11 protein-coding genes are annotated in these 18,983 nt (G+C 53.3%); 2 read left to right on the forward strand and 9 right to left on the reverse strand.

Annotation, left to right across the window (positions count from 1 at the left end; genetic code table 11):
* Positions 1–104 precede the first annotated feature (104 nt).
* Positions 105–2,126, forward strand: a complete 2,022-nt coding sequence (locus tag Pla22_RS18425; protein ID WP_207310412.1) for a redoxin family protein — start codon at positions 105–107, stop codon at positions 2,124–2,126.
* Positions 2,127–2,162: 36 nt separating this feature from the next.
* Here the strand turns inward: Pla22_RS18425 and Pla22_RS18430 are convergent, their stop codons facing one another.
* The 8 genes from Pla22_RS18430 to Pla22_RS18465 form a co-directional block, all read right to left on the reverse strand.
* Positions 2,163–3,326: an ABC transporter permease gene (locus tag Pla22_RS18430; protein ID WP_146516219.1), complete on the reverse strand. Its 1,164-nt coding sequence runs from the start codon at positions 3,324–3,326 to the stop codon at positions 2,163–2,165.
* The gene (locus Pla22_RS18435; RefSeq protein ID WP_146516220.1) at positions 3,326–4,489 is read right to left on the reverse strand and encodes an ABC transporter permease; all 1,164 of its coding nucleotides are present in this window, start codon (positions 4,487–4,489) and stop codon (positions 3,326–3,328) included. The genes Pla22_RS18430 and Pla22_RS18435 overlap by 1 nt, the downstream gene beginning before the upstream one ends.
* Entirely contained in the window at positions 4,486–5,229 is a 744-nt protein-coding gene (locus Pla22_RS18440; protein WP_146516221.1) for an ABC transporter ATP-binding protein, read from the reverse strand. The genes Pla22_RS18435 and Pla22_RS18440 overlap by 4 nt, the downstream gene beginning before the upstream one ends.
* A 17-nt stretch (positions 5,230–5,246) precedes the next feature.
* Positions 5,247–6,629, reverse strand: coding sequence for an efflux RND transporter periplasmic adaptor subunit (locus Pla22_RS18445; protein WP_146516222.1), 1,383 nt, complete (start codon positions 6,627–6,629; stop codon positions 5,247–5,249).
* A gap of 110 nt (positions 6,630–6,739) precedes the next feature.
* Positions 6,740–7,993: a DUF1552 domain-containing protein gene (locus tag Pla22_RS18450; RefSeq protein ID WP_146516223.1), complete on the reverse strand. Its 1,254-nt coding sequence runs from the start codon at positions 7,991–7,993 to the stop codon at positions 6,740–6,742.
* Positions 7,994–8,164: 171 nt separating this feature from the next.
* Positions 8,165–10,540 (reverse strand): DUF1592 domain-containing protein, encoded by a 2,376-nt coding sequence (locus Pla22_RS18455; protein WP_146516224.1) that lies wholly within the window; start codon positions 10,538–10,540, stop codon positions 8,165–8,167.
* A 214-nt stretch (positions 10,541–10,754) separates the two neighbouring features.
* Positions 10,755–13,655 (reverse strand): protein kinase domain-containing protein, encoded by a 2,901-nt coding sequence (locus Pla22_RS18460; protein WP_165440738.1) that lies wholly within the window; start codon positions 13,653–13,655, stop codon positions 10,755–10,757.
* Between the two features lie 611 nt (positions 13,656–14,266).
* The gene (locus tag Pla22_RS18465; protein ID WP_146516226.1) at positions 14,267–14,893 is read right to left on the reverse strand and encodes an RNA polymerase sigma factor; all 627 of its coding nucleotides are present in this window, start codon (positions 14,891–14,893) and stop codon (positions 14,267–14,269) included.
* Between the two features lie 231 nt (positions 14,894–15,124).
* Here Pla22_RS18465 and Pla22_RS18470 point away from each other — a divergent pair, with 231 nt between their 5' ends.
* Complete coding sequence (locus tag Pla22_RS18470) at positions 15,125–17,332, forward strand: sialate O-acetylesterase (protein WP_146516227.1); 2,208 nt, start codon at positions 15,125–15,127, stop codon at positions 17,330–17,332.
* A gap of 2 nt (positions 17,333–17,334) precedes the next feature.
* Here the strand turns inward: Pla22_RS18470 and Pla22_RS18475 are convergent, their stop codons facing one another.
* Positions 17,335–18,924 (reverse strand): sulfatase family protein, encoded by a 1,590-nt coding sequence (locus Pla22_RS18475; RefSeq protein ID WP_242632151.1) that lies wholly within the window; start codon positions 18,922–18,924, stop codon positions 17,335–17,337.
* Between the last annotated feature and the right edge of the window lie 59 nt (positions 18,925–18,983).

Below are 18,983 nucleotides of genomic sequence, written 5' to 3' on the forward strand. Positions count from 1 at the left end.
CCCGCTTGGGATTCGGACTACTCCTGGGTATTGTCCTTGTCTATCTTTAGGTTACGAAACCTTGAGGCTTCAAAACCTATATTCTGATAGACGGATTCCATTCGATGATGATGCGTTTCTCGATTGCCGTGATGCTGACTCTTTGCACGGCTCTAACAATCGCGACTGCGGAAGACGAACAGGTGCCTGTACGTCAGGGGCCGCGGATGCTTAACGGAAGTACACGTGGCATCGGAAAACTGATGCCCAATGCAAAGCTAGTCGACCTGGCTGGTAAATCGCATTCGCTTAGCGATCTTACGAGTCGCCACCAGGCAGTCGTGATTGCGATGACTAGCACGAGTTGTCCGCTAAGCAAACGGTATCTTTCAACCCTTCGACAACTAGTCAAACAATCCAATGACGACGTGGCTTGGTTGCTCGTCAATCCGGTCGCGACTGATGAACGGGCCGCTATGCAGGCTGCGGCAAGTTCTTTTCGTTCTCCCATCATCTACGCTCACGATCCGGAGGGAAGTTTCGCGTCAGCCGTCGGAGCGGTAACGACCACCGACACCATCGTCCTGGACGCTTCGCGTACTGTGGTCTACCACGGCGCGATCGATGATCAATATGGCTTTGGCTATTCCATTGATTCGCCTCGCCATCGCTATCTGGCTGATGCGTTGACTGCTGTCGAAACTGGGCAAGCGGTTTCAGTCAAAGCAACGGACGCTCCCGGATGCGTCTTGACCCAGAATCACGCTCCGCGAGCGTCTACGCAGATTACCTATCACAATCGCGTCTCGCGGATCATGCAACAACGTTGCCAGAACTGTCATCGCGACGGCGGTGTCGCTCCTTTTGCGTTGACGACTTTTGCCGAGGTGGAAGCTCACTCCGCCATGATCGAACAAGTGGTTCGTCGCGGTATCATGCCGCCTTGGTTCGCATCCGACTCTGCATCGGATACCGATCAATTGTCGCCATGGTCAAATGATTGCTCGCTCGAAGAAGGCGAAAAGCGTGATTTGCTGGAATGGCTTGATGGCTCGCTAACAGAGGGCGATCCTAACGATGCTCCTCAACCGCTGATTTTTACGAGCGAATGGGAAATCGGTGAACCGGACGCCGTGTTCCAGTTTGCGGAACCCCAGGTGATCAAGGCGACCGGCGTAATGCCATACCAGAATGTTGTGATTGATACCCATCTCGATGAGGACAAATGGGTTCAGGCAATCGAAGTTCGACCTGGTGATCGTAGCGTCGTGCACCATGTGATTGTGTTTGCCAACCGATCCGGCGGTTCGTCCGACGAACGAGATGGCTTTTGGGGCGTTTACGTGCCGGGCAACAGCTCGCTGATCTACCCCGAGGGATTTGCAAAGCGATTACCCAAGAATGCAAAGCTTCATTTCCAAATGCACTACACGCTTAACGGTACGGCTACCACGGATCAAACAAGCATCGGCGTGATTTATGCGAAGGCCCCACCCCGGCATGAAGTTCGAGTCGCCGGAATCATTAACGAGCACATAGCGATTCCCCCGGGCGCATCGAACCATGCCGAAGTCGCCACCCTTCGCGTTCCCGGCGATGCGCGGGTGATGGGTTTTTTGCCGCACATGCATTTGCGAGGCAAAGCGGCTCGCTACGAACTCATTCGCGATGGATCTTCGACGACTATACTTGACATCCCTCGCTATGACTTCAATTGGCAATTGCTTTATCGATACCGAGACCCCATTGCCGTTAGTCTCGGCGACAAAATTCGTTTCACGTCTTGGTACGACAACAGCAACAACAATCCCGCCAACCCAGATTCAAGTAAGACCGTCTACTGGGGCCAGCAGACCTATGACGAAATGCAAGTTGGATACGTTGAATACTACGTTCCCGGTGAAAAGCCCAAGCTACAGAACGCCAAGGCTACGGCACCAGCAAGCTCGATTCGTCCAGCAAGCTCGATGCAGAACAAAGCTCTCTTTCGTCGTCTTGATTTGAATCGCGATGGTGTGATCACCAAGCAAGAAGTTCGTCAAGCACTGCCCGATGACCCCCATGCCGCCGGCCCGGTTTTCGATCGAATCGACGTGGACCAAAACGGTGAAGTGACCCGACCAGAACTTTCAAAACTGAATCAATAAGTTCAGTTAGCGATGTCATCATCATCTCTACGGCAACTAACGTTGCCGTAGGGCGTCCGTGATCTCAAGACGAATTGCCCTCACAGCGGGCAGAATTCCGCCGATCAATCCCATCGCGACCGCGAGTCCCATGCCTTGTGCTAGAACGCGAGGGCCGAAGCGGAATGAGAAGGTGATCTCGCTAAACGTGGCTAGGTTCTGAGTGCCTCCGGTGATTCCGTTAAAGGGAATCGTGGCTAAGCATCCAAGTGCGCCCCCGATCAAGCATAGGACGAGCGATTCCATTAGGAACGATGTCAGAACGGCGCGACGTGGAAACCCGACTGCTCGCAACGTGCCGATTTCTCTGCCGCGACTCGCAACCGCTGAATACATCGTGTTGGCCGCCGCAAACATCGCTCCCACCGTTAGGAATCCAGCAATCAAGTAGGCAACCACTTTGATTGCGACCGACGACGACTTTTGATCCTCGAAGTAATCCTGCTCGGAAACGACTTTCAATTTGAACTGCTCGTCATTGCGAACCCGTTCGACAATCTCGCGTCGTGTCTCGGCATCAGGCACCCGCATGTTAACCACAGAGATCGCTCCGTCGTAACGTTGAGCCGAGGTCAAATCTCGCAAGTCCGTCCACACTTCGGATTCCGCAGAACTTCCGTCCGCCTCAAAAAGTCCCACGACTTTGAACGCGACCTTGTTAATCTCGAATGACTCACCTAAGGCCAAAGTCTCAAAACGATCCGCAATGTTTCGGCTGGTGATGACTTCATTGACGCCGGGCTGGATATCACGGCCTTCGACGATCTTAAACTTCGGCCGCAACGAACGACCAATGGTATCTAAACCCCGCACGATCACATTTGCGGTACCGTCTCCCCCTCGCCGCGGCTTGATTAAGATCGTGACGAACTCACGCGACGCAAGCGGTTGACCATCCTGCGATGCCGCGATACCCGGTAGGTTCACAAGCTCGCGTGCAACGTTCGGATCCACCGTGCTAGACATCTCATCGTTAGAGCCCTGACGCATGATGATCAAATCTTCGCTATCGCCCGACGAAGTGAGGGCGTTTTCGATGCCGTCGATCATTCCAAACGTCAATACCGAGGCAAACACGACGACGCCAATCGCTACGCAAGTCAGCAACGTCGTAGCCCAGCGGACACGCAACGATCGAAGATTATATTTTAGCGGTATCATTACACGACTCGGCGGAGGCCATCGATCACAGATAAGTTGGCTGCCAATATCGCGGGAACCACACCGCTGACAAAGCCAATCGCCCCAGCAACGGCAGCTAGTCCGACAAGCCAAACGCCTATCAGGTCTGAAACCGCAATAGGAAAAAGAGCAGCAGCAACGGGCACCTGAGACAGCATGTGCAGTGCGCCCAAACCCCCGGCAATTCCCAAAAGGCCACCGATTGCCGCGATAAGCGTCGATTCACCTAGCACTAACGCGAGCACTCGCTGCTTGGAAAACCCAATGGCCTTCAAAACCGCGACTTCGGTGGTTCGTTCCCGCATCGACATTGCCATTGCGGTGGCAGCCACCAGAGCAAGCGCGAACACCACCGCCAACGATATGTACCGGATGTAAGTTTGTACGTCGCCAAGCATGTCAGCGAACATACGGGCGAAAGCAGCTTCTGTACGCGTCTTGGTTGAGTTTTCCGAGTTCGCGAACATCTCGTCAATCTCTTGACACACTCCTTCAACGTCATCTCGGTCAGCACATTTGACGTAAATTGAGCCGGCCCCCATGGGATAGCCATAGAACTTCTTTTTCATTTCTTCGTCGGCGTATTCCCAGTCGAACCAAATCGCACTGAAATTTCCTGACGTCTTGTAAGTACCGACTAACGTAAGATCCAAGTCGATCTGAAAGATCATTCCTTGCAGCGGAATACGATCGCCCAACTTCCAGCCCATGTCTTCCGCCAATTGCTCATTGCAGACTGCGGCTTGGCGATTGCTCTTGAACGCCTGCAGATGCTCGTCGGATATTTCGTATTCCTCATAGATGTCAAACGCAACATCGGGATCGACCGCGAACTGTGCAAACGTCGCCTGCTTGTTCTCGTAGTTTCCACCAAACCAAGCAAACGGCATTGCCGTGACCACGGAATCGAGCGATTGGATGCGAGTCACATGAGCGATGGGAAGCGGTGACGCAAACCCAAGTTTGTTCAACACCACCACGCGGTCATACTTATCTGCCTCGGCTTCGACTAGCGACTGCATGGTCAGGTACCCATACAAAATCGTCATCAGAGCCAACGAAAATCCGACCGACAAAATCGTCAAACTCGATCGCAGCTTGTTGCGTGTCACGTTACGCCAGATATAGACCAGCAGTTTCATGCGTTGTGCTCCTGAACCGCGCTGACCGCACCCGGGTTATCGGTATCACCCACCAATCGGCCATCTTCCAAGTGCATCGTTCGTTTCGCAAATCCAGCGGCCCGAGGGTCGTGGGTAACCATCACGATGGTTTTGCCAAATTCCTCATTCAGTCGCCCCATCAACTCCAAAATCTCAGTCCCAGACTTAGCATCCAAGTCGCCGGTCGGCTCATCGGCGACAATCAGCGTCGGATCCGTTGCGATAGCGCGAGCAATGGAAACCCGTTGTTCCTGACCACCCGAAAGCTGAGTTGGATAGTGATCCATTCGGTCCGCCAAACCGACAATCTCAAGAGCGGTCTGCACCTGAGCTTTCCGTTGCTTGCGATTCAGAGGCGTGAGCGTCAGCGGTAGTTCCACGTTTTCGTACGCGGTCAGCACGGGGATCAAGTTGTACATCTGAAAGATGAAGCCCACGTGCCGAGATCGCCACTTGGCAAGCTTCGATTGCGATGCGGTCGCCAAGTCTTCCCCACAAACATAGATGTGGCCAGAGGTCGGTTGATCCAGACCAGCAATCAAATTCAAGAGCGTCGACTTGCCACTTCCCGATGGTCCCATCAAAGCCAAGTAGTCCCCAGCGGCGAGCTGTAAGTTCATGTTGTGCAAAACAGTCAGAACGTTGTCGTTGCGTCGGTATTCCTTGCAAACGTCTTGAACAAGAACGACGGGATCGGTGCTAAGAGCGGGAGACTTCATAGAGGTTCCAGATAAGTCTATTCGACAATTCGTACCGGCATTCCAGGACTAAGTTCTGATGGATCATCGATCAATCGAGGACGCCCACTAACGCCGCTAATTATTTCTGTTCTGCCATCCCTAGTCTCGCCAATCTCTACACTGACCGGCTGAGCACGTTTGTTTTCATCGACCGTCCATACTTGAGAGTCACCGTCGATATCCCGTGTGACACAGTCTTCATCACAGAACATTCGCGGCTCTTCGCTGACCTGCGATATTTGATTATCCGGAAGGAAGTACACCGTTCCTGACATTTCGGGGAACAGTAAATCGTCCGCATCACTGATTTTCACGCGCACCTTGATCGTCGCGCGGGCGCGGTCGCCCATCGGCAATATCTTATCCACAACTCCGTGGTACTTCTTATCGGGAACCGCGTCGACTGAGATGTCAACTTCTTGACCTTCGTTAACACGAGAGATGAAACCTTCCTGCACGTCGCATTCAATTTCAAGATGATCCAGGTCAGCAATCGTTGCCACGCTGCCACGCCCCGAGTTTCCGCCGGTACCACCGGGCAAGATCGACTCGCCTTCTTCCGCATCCTTTGAAATAACCGTTCCGTCAAACGGCGCTCGAATGAACATGTTCTCAAGCAATTGTTCGCTCTGTCTCATCTGAGCCTTCATCAAGTCCACGTCGGCTCGCAATGACTTTAGCCGCGCAACCGCTGACAGGTGCGAAAATCGGGCTTGGTCGTATTCCGATTCGGAAATCCCGCGTCCTTTTCGTAGCTTGAGCGCTCGTTCTCGGTCAGTGTCCGCTTGCAGTATAAGAATCTCTTGCTCGGCAACCGCGGCCTCTGCCTTCGCGACTGATGCTGCGGCTGCGGCGAGCGAAGCGTCGAGATCTTTGTGATCAAGTTCGGCGAGAACGTCGCCACGCGACACCTTATCCCCCTCTTCAAAACTGATGACGTCGATACGTCCGGGAGTACGTGCGCCGATCCCCGCTTGCCGATGTGATCGCAGATATCCCGTCGCAACAACAACGGCCTCCGCTGACCGTCCTTTTTGAATCTCAAGCTCCGTCAAACGTACGTCGACTCGATTTTGCATGATGTCAGGAACCCAACTCGACTCCTGAAGCAATTGACCCGACGGAATTCGATTCGAGGCAACGCCCCAACCCAATCCAACAGCCATCACCAACAGCAGTAACATCAACCAAGGCCAGCGACGACGACGACGCGGTGGATCGCGATCGATCCGAAGAGAAGCGAGTGCATCACGACCACTGCCGCTGGCGTCCACGGACGTCCTCGCCTTCTCGGACTTCGGCCCGTCGGTCACGACTGGATGGCTCGACGCGTGACCGACAACGTGGAAAGAGCCATCGGCGGTTGTGGACATGGTCATCAATACCGCATGAAGGGAGTCGAGCGAATGGAAAATTACTATTCAGGAGAACCATTATAGACTGGCGGCATCACGGCCGTGGGTGACTGAACCCTCAAAAGAACGATTCCTTACCAACTTAGCTCGCCACCGCTTTGTCCAAACGACTCGGTTTCAATACCGCTCTGGTTCAGCATTCGGACGTACAGGTCACAAAGCGGAGTCCCCTCCTTCTTGGCGACGTAGCGACCGTGCTGGAATCCGCCACCAGCGAGAAAGACCGGCACGTTCTTGGCGTGGTGAGCGTTTGCGTTCCCCAGATTGCTACCGAAGAGCACCGACGTGTTGTCGAGCAAACTTGATCCCTGCTCTGACTTCGCCTTCAGTTGACTGAGAAGACTATCGAAACAACCGACAATGCCACGTTCAATCTTTTCGAGCTGGGCAATCTTGCTTGGATCTTGACCGTGATGCGACAGGTTGTGATGGTTGCCCGTGACACCCTCGACTTTGGGAACCACATAGTGATCTTGAATCATCACGCTGATCACTCGAGTTGAATCGGATTGCACAATCAGCGGTACGAGATCCATCAACAATTGTGCACGGCCAATTAGATCCGCAGGATCGTGAACATCGCTAGGCCCCTCGGTATCGACAACGGGCTTGGGCTTAGTCATCCAACCTTGACGATCCGTAATCATCGACTCTGCTTTGCGGACGGACTCGAAGTAGTCGTCAAGCAAGTGGTTGTCACTCGCGCTGGCTTTGCTTTTTAGTCGTTTGGTCTCACTGCCAAGGCCGTCAAGAATGCTTTGTCCATCGACCAAACGTTGTCGTTGCCGGATCACCTCTTCCGGTTTTCCTTTCAAGAACAATTTCGCGAACATATTCGCAGGACTCGTCTCGGCTGGAATCATCACGCCGCCGCTGGTGTAGGACTGGCTTTGCGACTTCATCGAGCCGAGCGAGATCGATGAAAAACGAGTCACGTTACCGATTGCATTCGCTGCCACCTGATCAACGGAAATTGTGTTTCGAAAACCACTCATCCCCGGCTTTCGTGCCGCAGTTAGAAACGTCATCTCGCTATCGTGCGGTTGCCTTCCGGTTTGGTCTTCGTGCTGCAAGCCTGAAAACAGAGTGAAGTCCTGGCGATGTTTGCTCAATAGATCGAGGTAAGGCGTCGACTCGTAGTTCTCACCCGGTGTCGTTGGCCAGAGGTGCGGAGGGTGCAATCCCAGCGCCGTGCAGACGAACACCATTCGCTTCGGAGGCTCACTTGCCGACGACGCCCATGCCGGCGACATCGACTCCAACATCGGCAGCGCTAACGACACCCCCGATGCACGCAAAAAAGTACGACGATCGACTCGAGAAAACATCAGAACACCCTAGTAAGAATTCCTAAACCAAAACCAAATCACACCAAGCCAAACCGTTCATAAGTTTCGCTCAAAAATCACTCCAACACGTTCCTTAACTCATCGCCGAAATCGCTCGCTACGACCAAAACTTGAAACTCGCCCGGCTATTGTCGCCCAATACCTACGGTCCTATTTGATTCGAAATACTTCACTCTGAATCACGGCGTGAATGATGTCTCGGACGCGATATTGATTGTTCTTGCTTTGTTCCAAGATCCCGTCGACTGTCATTCGATCCGCGAACTGTATCTCGCTGCCCGTGCTGTAGGCGATCAATTGCGAAACGAAATGACGAGCCACCTGATCTTCTTCCCGAACTAGATGCTGCTTGAATTCCTCGATGCCGTCGAAGTGCTCCCCGTCGGCCGTTGTGCCGCTGGCATCGACCTGAGGTCCATCGTGGAAAGTCGCACCCGAAAACGCGGCCAGAAACCCGCCACTACCGCTGACCCGATAGTGAGTTCGAAATTGACCAATCGGATCGAAACTTTCCAGTGCAAAGCCAGGTGGATCGATCTCGCGATGACACTGGTTGCACGTTTCGATATTCCGATGGGCTGCCAAGATCTCGCGGATCGTGGTCTTCCCGCGAGTATCCGGCTCGATTGATCCGATGCCAGCGGGTGGAGGTGACGGCGGAGTCCCAAGAAAATTGGTTAACACAAAGTTCCCTCGCGTTACCGGGGACGTTGTTGTGCCGTTGGCCGTCGTCTTTAGCGTTGCCGCTTGGGTTAGGATTCCACCACGTGGACTGTTGGCTGGTAGCTGAACTTTGCGAAACTCCAATCCTTCGACACCCTCAATGCCATAGAGCTTAGCTAGGCGAGAATTCAAGAATGTGAAATCAGAATCGATTAATTCGCGAATACTCAAATTGGATCGAATTAATTGGGCGAAAAACAGTTCCGGTTCTTGCGAGATCGCATTGGCGAGCAGTTCGTCGTACTCGGGGTATAGTTTCTCGTCGGGTGTGGTGGCATTAATTTTGTTCAAACGCATCCATTGTCCAAGAAAGTCCTGAACGAAGCGTTGAGACTTTTCATCGTCAAGCATGCGATCGATCTGAGCGGTCAGAACATTGCCGGACAGTTTCCCTTCTGCGGCCAGCGAGAACAGTTCGTCATCCGGCATGCTCTTCCACAAGAAGTACGACAATCGACTTGCAAATGCGTAATCGTTGATCCGTCCGGGCTCACCCTCGAACAAAAGAAACTGAGGTGAACTTAGTATCGAGCACAGCACGATGCGTGAAGCGCTGACTAGATCGCGTCCTTCATTGATCGCTGGCTTGGCCAGCTCGACGAATCGGTCAATTTCATCGTCGGTCACAGGCCGCCGGAAAGCGCGCGGTGCAAAATCGGCAACCTGGTTTCTAAGCGTCGATAACGCGTCGTCGTTCGATCGCACTTCGAAACGATCCCCCTTGGATTGTATTTCTGCATCTCGGAACAATGCATACGTGCTCGGCGGAGGCCAGGACGCAAACACGGGACCTTCGACTTTTTGCGAGAATACAGCTAACCCGGGACCTCGATAGTGTTTGGCACCGCCCGCGGCGAAGACACCAAAGTTATTGGGGCCAAGGTCGAGCGTCAGATACGGTATGTCCCCCGGTTGCAGAAAGGTCTCGACTACGATGGGTTTGGGATCACCCGGCGGTACGTCGATCGCCTTGATAAGTCTCGCACTACCGCTTTGATCTTTCACGATTAGCTTTGCGGTCACATCCGATGCCGTCTGAAACGCAGCAACCTCAGCCGAGATGCGGTGAGTGCCCGGCACCGCTACAGGAAACTGAAAGTGGGTGAGATAGTCGAGGTCTCGAAACAACGCGTACCCAACATGGTTTGGCAACTTTCGAGTCACGCTTCCACCCAGATTAAGCGGCTTCTCGTGCCATTCGTCCAAGTACCCGAAATCGTTTGCTCGAGCTTTGAATGGATTGCGATCGAGGTTGATCGCTATATCTAAGGCTTGGTTTGCTGCTTTCAGATAACTTTCCATGTGCACGGCCGAGATCCGTTGGTTTGCGCCCACGGTATCAAAGCTTCCCGATTCCACCTCATCGGGAACGTCGCTCGTAACGTCGCTTTGGATCTTTAATAGGTCGCGCAAAGTGTAGCTGAGTTCGGTCTTGGTCAATCGCCTCGCGGGAACTCGACCGACGCGTCGTTGCTGGTCCGTACTCGCGTGCAAAAGTGATTTCTTGAGCGACGCCAAAGCAACGCCAACGAGTCTCGCCTCGGGTCTTTCCGCGGTGGCAGGCGGCATTTCACCTTTGGAAACTCGTTCAAACACTCTCTCCCAAGCGTGAAAGGTCGCTGCATCAGAAAGATCATGGCCAAGCGAATCGAAATTGAGTTCGGTGTCCGTGCTTGCATCGTGGCAGTCGATACAGGACTTTTCGATCAGCGCACTGACTTGATCGTCAAACGCATCGGCAGGCGCACAAAACCCACAGAACGTAACTACTAGAAGCGCAACATAGGTGGAACGCAGAATCATATTTGCCGTCAAGTGAGTAGAAACGAGACCAGTTTGTAAGAGCTATTTCAAAGCGGTTGCCGGTTCGACGGCACCGCATCAGCTCGAAACAAGTACGCTTGAATTACCTGGCTACGACCAGAATGAAGCGTAGCCACACCCTTACCTGACCAAATCACCGCCGCCAGTTACAGTGAAATCCCAAAAATCTGTCCGGTTTTCTGGCAGCGCGTCATTAACGGGGAACAAGCCACGTTCGGCTCCACCGTTCCTGCCACCCTCGTTGTGGATGAGCAATGGCGAACACGAGTCCGGCAAACCATGGCACCAACGCTAGGACAGAAAGAGGCCAATACGTACTCGCAAGCATTGCAACCGTTACCGGCGTCCAGGTGATTATCCACCGGACTAGCAGTTGCAGTCGCCCGGCAGAACTGCCTTCGCTATCAACGACCGCGTAGCTAAACACGTGTTGACCAAGGGTGGTGCGCGCAATCATCAAGAATGGAAGCTGAAGAATTGCAATCAGAGCGACCATACTAACTAGCCATTGATAGAGTGCAGTAGGTCCAATCAACCACAGACTATCTGATTGTTCGCCAACAAATCTCTCGACACTTCTATCTGCCACAGCGAGTTCACGCGGTGAGATTTCTTGTGGTTCGTTAAGTATACGTTGCAGATACATCACCGCCGCGTTGTCACCGATGGTCGCCTTCACGCTCTGCACGCCACCGGTTCTGTTGAGCTGGTCACGTAACGCAGCATAGTGAGCAGCGACATGAACTCCCACGACATCCGTGCCCGCTGTCGTATTGATCTGATCGCGGAACCGCAATACATCGCTCAATGGAGGCAGCCCTGGGTACTGCTCTGTCCAATGAAGCGCGGCAGCGCGGTAGGTCCGTTCGGTGGCTTGGACCGACAAGAGCGACATTGCGATCAAAAACAAAGGCAACGTTAGCAGAGCAGTTACGCGACTGCCTCGATCAATCTTCGCCGGCTTGGTCAACAATGACCTCAAGCTTCCCGCCAGAAACGTGAGCTGATCAAACGAACCGGTGGATAGATTCCGCAGGATTCCCTGAGCGTGGATCGGTATCGTGTATGCCAGCGTGCAATTGGCTACCGTACTAAGAAATTGTTGTCGCCCGGAATTGTCAGTCACGTCAATTGAGCTTGATTCCGTAACCTTTGCTGAGTTCGTTGGCGGAAACGGTTGATCTAGCAAGACTGCTCTCCCCTGCGTTGTGATCCAAACATGATCAAGAGAAAGACGCTTTGGCAGGGTACCGTCCTCAACGGCCGATGCGATTTCGAGCGTTAGGTCAAGCAACCAGTGACGCGTTGACTGCCAATCAAAACCACCTCGATCATGCTGCTTCATGACATCTAAGAGCTCACGCAGCGGTCGACCTGGTGCAACAGCGAACGCATCCCAAACGCCATCGGATCGACTGACGCTTTGCAACCAACGGGTACGAGTCGACCGGGCCACTTCGTGTCGAGCTACCCTTTGTCGATCAGAGCGATCTTCATCATGGTCGCGACGACGTAGCCACACCAATCGCTGCAATGCAGGATCCAACGTCTCGATCCAACTTGGTTCCCGTAAGTATCGAATGAACTGGTAAGGCCCAATCGTCTCTACATCCAAATTAACGGCTTCAGACGCCGTCTTAGTCGGTGTTTCAATCGGGATCGCACGACCGATGTTGAGCACGACGCGTGAATCGGTGATCCAGTCCCAAAAGGTGGCGTACTGGTTAGTCCGGCGCATCGTCAGCATTGGCAGAACGAAGACGATCAGCATGGCGAAAACGTACAACGCCGCGTAGACGCTCCTCGGCCAATACGGTCGACTCCAACCAAACTCAATCGACCACTCTATCGCCAATTGCAGGAACAACATTCCTTGTAGTGACATGAAGGCAATCGCAGCGCGTAGGATCGCTTTGCGAACGCCAATGGCACGCCCGCGACGACAGGTCACCTTCATCCCTAAGAGCCATTTGCCGACCGAGCAACCATACACTCCTTCGCTCAACGCAAAATAGCCGAGATAGCACAATGCTATGGCCAAGAACACCGTCCAGTAAACAAACTGGTCACGGATCTCCAACAACGAGAGTACGCCAATATTGGAGGCAACGATCGCGCGAGGTATGAGCCACGCGATCGAAAGGTCAATCATTCCTGCCATCGCCCGACGAAGCACGGGGGCTGGTTCGGGGTCCGGCAAACGCGAGCTATGTGGCAGCAGTGCCGCGCGAAGAGCCGCGTAGCTTTCGTATCGTTGGTCGGGCTTTTTGGCTAAACACTTCGCGACGCAAGCTACCAGTTCTGGCGAAACGTCGACGCGTAGGGAGTCTAACTTGGGCGGTGTTTGGTCCAGCACCGCCGCAACGATCTGCACCGGATTGTTGCCTTGAAACGGAGGATCACCGGCAAGCAACGTGAACAGCGTCGCGCCGACAGAATAGATATCGCTTCGGCAATCCAATTCATCGCCGCGGAGTTGTTCGGGGGCAGCATACGCCGGTGTGCCCAACGCCACTCCACTTTGCGTTGCAAACGTATCGACGGAGGCAATTGCCGAAACTGATAACCCGAAGTCACCGACCTTGACTCGGCCATCTCGATCGACAAAGCAGTTGGACGGCTTGATGTCACGGTGGAGCACATCGCCGGCCAAAGCGGCTTCCAATCCGTCAACGATATCCAACATCGCATCGACGGACTCCACAACCGGCAATCGCCCGCGACTGCTGAGCACGTCTTGCAAGGTTCCACCGCCAACTACTTCCATCGTGATCACCGGCAGACCTTCGATCTCCTCTGATCCGAAAACGTACACGCTGTTGGGGTGACTGACCCCGGCGGCCATGCGTCCCTCGCGCAAGAATCGCTGTCGCATGTCCGGGGAATCGAACTTCGCGCCTAGCATTTTGAGCGCTACGCGTCGGCCCGTTGAGATTCGCTCAGCTTCGTAAACGACGCCCATGCCGCCTTTTCCGAGCAGCCGAATCAGTCGATAGTCACCGAATTCTTGAGGCAGCACTGGCGAATCCGCCTCATCGTCATTCTCGATCGCCACCAACAATGGCTGGTCGAGAGTCTCATCAGGCGACGCCATCGCTAAGGTCAGCAAACATGCAGCGCAAAGGCCGTCTGACTGAACGTCCCGCAACGAACGACCGCACTTCGGACAAGTCGTTGGGCACGGTTGAGTCATAATTTGGACTTTAAGAAGCGGATTCTTTGCAATTTCCAGTAACCGATGCTGACGAAAGCGTCAGTTAAGGATAAGTGGCAACAGCAGCTTGTAACTTCAAGTAAAGGATAAGAACATGCAATCGATAGGCGTCAAGCACCAGTACATAAACTGCCCCAACGGGCATCGGCTCAAGGCTAGCCCGCAGTCGTTTGGGCAAACCCTACCTTGTCCGAAATGTGGCGAGCAAGTTTTGGTTCCTAGCGAAGCCGCAGCTCGACATCCGTTACTGAACGTTACAACAAACCCAAGGTCGGTATCAGATTCCAGCATCATGCGAGTTCTGGGAAGCTGTGACATGCTTCCACCGCCACCGAACCTGAACCAACGTCCTACGACTCGCCCTTGCCCCCGATGCCAACGACAGACCAACGTATCGACGACGGTTTGCCAACATTGCCAATGTTACGTCGGTAGAATGCCGGACTTCCTACGTCGAATGATTCCGAAACGCTGACCCGGTTTTTCGCTCACTAGAGAGCTTTCACCAAGTCACGCATCTCGTCGTCCACTTCCGATTCGTCGGCTACCGTTTGAGCAATCATCATCCGCAAGACTTCTCGATAACGTGCTCGCATTCGATGAATGGCAACCTTCGCTGCTCCATCACTGATGGCCAATTGCTCGGCTGCCAAACTTCGATCAAACTCCTTGCCAGTTAGTGTCACCTTTAACACCGCAAAGAGATTCGCCTTGCCGGCCTCCGTCATTTCAAGCCGCAGAATATCGAGAGCCCGTGACGTAATCTCTTGAGCCCACTGGCGATTGAACTCCGCATCCAAATCCTCATTCACCGATGGCTCGACCGCATATCGCGCTTCAGGATCAAGCGAATCGAACTGGATGATCTGAGTCCCACCACCGCGTTTCAGCGACGCAGCACGTTCGCGTTGGTGTGAGAGAAAGTGCTTCATCGCTCCGAGAAGATACGACCGAAACCGACCTCGCGATTCATCAGCCGAAGCAAGTCCGTTGGATTCGATAATCTTAGCAAAGAATGCCTGAGTCAAATCCTGAGCATCATTTGCGGAGTGGCCTCGACTGCGCACGAAGGCGTACAGCGGATACCAGTAAGCTTTACACAATTCTTCCAAAGCCATGCGAGCCGTCATCTGACTTGCATGATCCGTGTTTGATCGGGCAACTAGATTCCACTGCGTGGTTAAGAAGTTCGGCCTTGGTGAAGGTTGATCCATCTCTTCATTGTAGCTCTCACGCAAGCTTTTTGTCTGTCGCCACCACGATGACTTTGGTTCGGCTATTCTAGATCGCTATCCGTTTTGATCGCCAGCCCGCTGGGCTCGCCACTTTCAACCATCTTCGGTGCCTCTATGTTACGTTTTCACACTGATCTACTCGCCGCATCGCGCATGGCGATGCATCTTTCCATCGCCCTCTTTGGACTTTCGTCGAGCGTCCTTTTTCATTCAACGTGTCAAGCTGAAGTGCGAATGCCCTCGGTTTTCGGCGACCACATGGTTCTGCAACAACAAAAGCCCATCCACGTCTGGGGTTGGGCCGACGCGAATGAAACCGTGAAAGTTTCCCTTGGGCAAAATTCGGTCACGGCCGAGCCCGATGCAAACGGCAGGTGGGAAGCTGAACTTCCCGCGATGAAAGCTAGTCATGACGCAGCCACGTTGGTCATCGAGGGCGACAATCGCATCGAGTTCCAAGACGTTCTTGTGGGAGAAGTCTGGTTGTGCTCCGGTCAATCCAACATGGAATGGACAGTAAGTTCAAGTGACGATGCAGCGAATGAAATCGCATCCGCAAAGCACCCGCTAATTCGACATATCAAAGTCCCTCATGTCCAATCGATGGTTCCGCTCGACGACTTCGAAGGAAGTTGGCAAGTGTGTTCGCCAACGACGGTCGGTAGCTTCACGGCCGCAGGCTACTTCATGGCTCGCGAATTGCTGAACGAACTCGATGTACCGGTGGGTCTGATCAATTCGTCATGGGGCGGGACTCGAATTGAACCTTGGACCCCAGTAGCAGGATTCGAATCCGAGAAGTCGTTGCATGGAATTCTCAATTCAGTGCTGGGGCGAACCGCGGGAACGCCACAATACGAATCAACGTTGAAAAAGCACGTGGATGCTACCGAAGCTTGGCTACGTGAAGCGAAATCACGCACCTCAAACGTTCCCGTTAAAACGAGCCCTGAGTTTCCGAAGTCACTCAAACCATTCGAACAGCATCAAGACCCAACGATGCTTTTCAACGCAATGATTCATCCAATCCTCGGAATCGCGATGCGAGGTGCGATCTGGTATCAGGGTGAATCAAACCTCAGCGACGGGGCAATCTACACCGACAAAATGAAAGCACTGATCGGCGGATGGCGTCAACTTTGGGGCCAAGGCGATTTCCCTTTCTACTTTGTTCAAATTGCTCCTTACCGCTATGGCGACCTCGACCCTTCTCGCCTTCCCGAGTTCTGGGAGGCTCAGCAGGAAGCGACCGCAATTGCCAACACGGGGATGGTGGTCGTCAACGACATTGCCATGCTTGATGACATTCACCCAACGAATAAGCAAGACGTTGGCAAACGACTGGCTCTACTAGCGCTTAAGAATGACTACGGCAAAGGTGTCATCGCCGAAAACCCCACGATGGAATCTATGGAAATACAAGGCAACACCATCCGGATTCGGTTTGCCAACACGGGGTTGGGGTTGAAAACCCGCGACGGAAAACCCGCGACTCATTTCGAGATGATCGGATCGTCGTCAGGCGGTTTTCAACCGGCAAACGTTACGATCCAAGGCGACAGCGTTTTGCTCAACTCCGAAAAGGTTCAGAACCCGACCGCTTTTCGTTATTCTTGGCACAAGTTGGCTGAGCCGAACTTGACCGGTTCTACTGGACTTCCTGTGGGCGCCATGAGAGGTGGCGACTTGCCGTCCTTCTTCAAGACAGTCCCTCACAACGACGACTACCAACTCGTCTACGAACTCGACCTCTCAAAGCTCTCCGCCAACATCGAGTACAACATCGATAATAGCGACGAAGTAAAGTCGTTCGATCGGATTGGATACTACTTGCAACTGGGAACATCAGATTCCGAGGCCGATGAATTGTTTGTAACGATGGATGCCTTCACCGACGACGTTCAAAAAATCGGCATACCTACGATTAGCTCGGGTGCACACTTCCAACAACCGATTGTTTCGATGGACGTGTTTTCCACTTCCGGCAAAGTTACCGTTGGGACGGGGATCGAAACGGGCAATATAGAATTTTGGCCCAACAACTACGGCCCGGGCAACTCCGCGGGTGTCGCAAAGGCGTCGTCTTCCGACTACGACTTTGGCGATCAACCGTCACCTCCCACCGACGGTTACGGGTGTATGCAAGTCCACAACACCAAAGCAGGCCAAACCATCTTTGCGGTCAACCAGTGGAAAGCGGGCGCAGGAGCCGACATCGGTATCGGCAACAGCGAAGGAAAGACGAAAGACTGGACCTTCAACTCGAACGCTTCGTCCTACAAGACCAAGCGAATGCGAATTTACGTGCGGCCAACCAAGTGAGCTTACTGCACTGGTTCTAGCACCGGTTCCGACGAGACCTGATATTGGTCGCGAAGGCGTTGAAGCTCGCGCGTCAACTGTTCCCGCAGATCCTTGCTCTCAGGATGATCATATAGATTGTTCATCTCATGAGGATCTGCTTCGAGGTCAAACAGGTTCCATTCATCGGTCTCGATAAAGTGAATCAGTTTGTATCGATCGGTTCGCACGCCGTCGTGTTCGGGCACGTTGTGTTCACCGCCACTCTCGTAGTAATGATAATAGAGCGATTCACGCCAGTCGCTCGGACGATGTCCCGCGTCAGATAAGATCGGCAACAACGAACGCCCTTGCACCTCGTCGGGGATCGCAACACCCGCCACGTCTAAAAACGTGGGCGCATAGTCAATGTTCTGCACAAGCGCTTGCGGTTGTATACCGGGTTTGACTACGCCCGGCCAACGGACCATCAATGGCATTTTGAACGATTCCTCAAACATCCACCGTTTGTCGTACCAACCGTGCTCGCCAAGATAGAAGCCCTGGTCTGACGAGTAGATAACGATGGTGTTTTCGGTTAGTCCATTGTCATCGAGATAGGCCAACAAGCGTCCGACCGACTCGTCGACCGCCTTGATTGTCGATAAGTAGTTCTGCATGTACCGCTGGTACAGCCACTTAGTCAAATCAGTCCGATCACTGTACTTGCCATCTTGAAAGTCAGCGATGAACTTTTGATTGAGTGGGGCAAAGTGCTGATCCCAAGCCTGTTTTTGATCATCATTCATTCGTTGGTACTCAATGGCAAATCCCTTGTCGGGACCTGGCAAAACAATACCTTTGTGTTCCGTCGGTCGCACCTTCAAGTCGTACGTCCAGCGAAGATGGTTGGCGATCGACATTTGATTCTGGCCTAATACCGAAGACCGTGTGGAATAGTCGTCGAAAAGGCTAGCCGGTTCTGGAAACTTAACGCCGTCTAACGCCGACAGGTGTCGCAGCGCTGGTGCGAACGTACGATGCGGTGCCTTGTGCTGGCACATCAACAAGAACGGCTTTGACTTGTCACGACGGTTCAACCAATCAATCGCTTTGTCGGTTACCAAATCGGTTGCGTACCCATTTTCTCGATGTCGTTTTCCGTCCATCGTAAGAAAGTCGGGATTGTAATAGCTGCCTTGCCCCGGAAAGATCTCCCAGTGGTCAAAGCCTTTAGGCGTTCCACCCAAATGCCACTTCCCGATGATCGAGGTGGAATAGCCGACCTGGCCCAGATCTTTGTGGAAACACCATTGGTCGCCGTCAAAGCGGTCGCTGTTTTGTCGAAAGCCATTCACGTGGGAATGCTTCCCCGTCAAAATGCAGGCTCTCGATGGCCCACATATCGAATTGGCACAAAAAGAGTTTTCAAAGAGAGCGCCTTCTCGAGCAATACGATCGAGATTGGGAGTCGGAGCAATGTCCTTGAACCGTCCGCCGTAGGCCGAGATGGCTTCTAACGCGTGATCGTCAGAAAACACAAACAGGATATTTGGCCGAGCGTCCGGTTTCTCAGCGGCAAGCAACTGCGAGGCAACGATCGACAACACAACGAGAATCAATACATGTCTCACAGAAATCAAACTCCAAGGGTGATACAGAAATGCCACAGATACAACGAACGTTCTGCTTG

The organism is Rubripirellula amarantea (assembly GCF_007859865.1).
Taxonomy (GTDB): Bacteria; Planctomycetota; Planctomycetia; order Pirellulales; family Pirellulaceae; genus Rubripirellula; species Rubripirellula amarantea.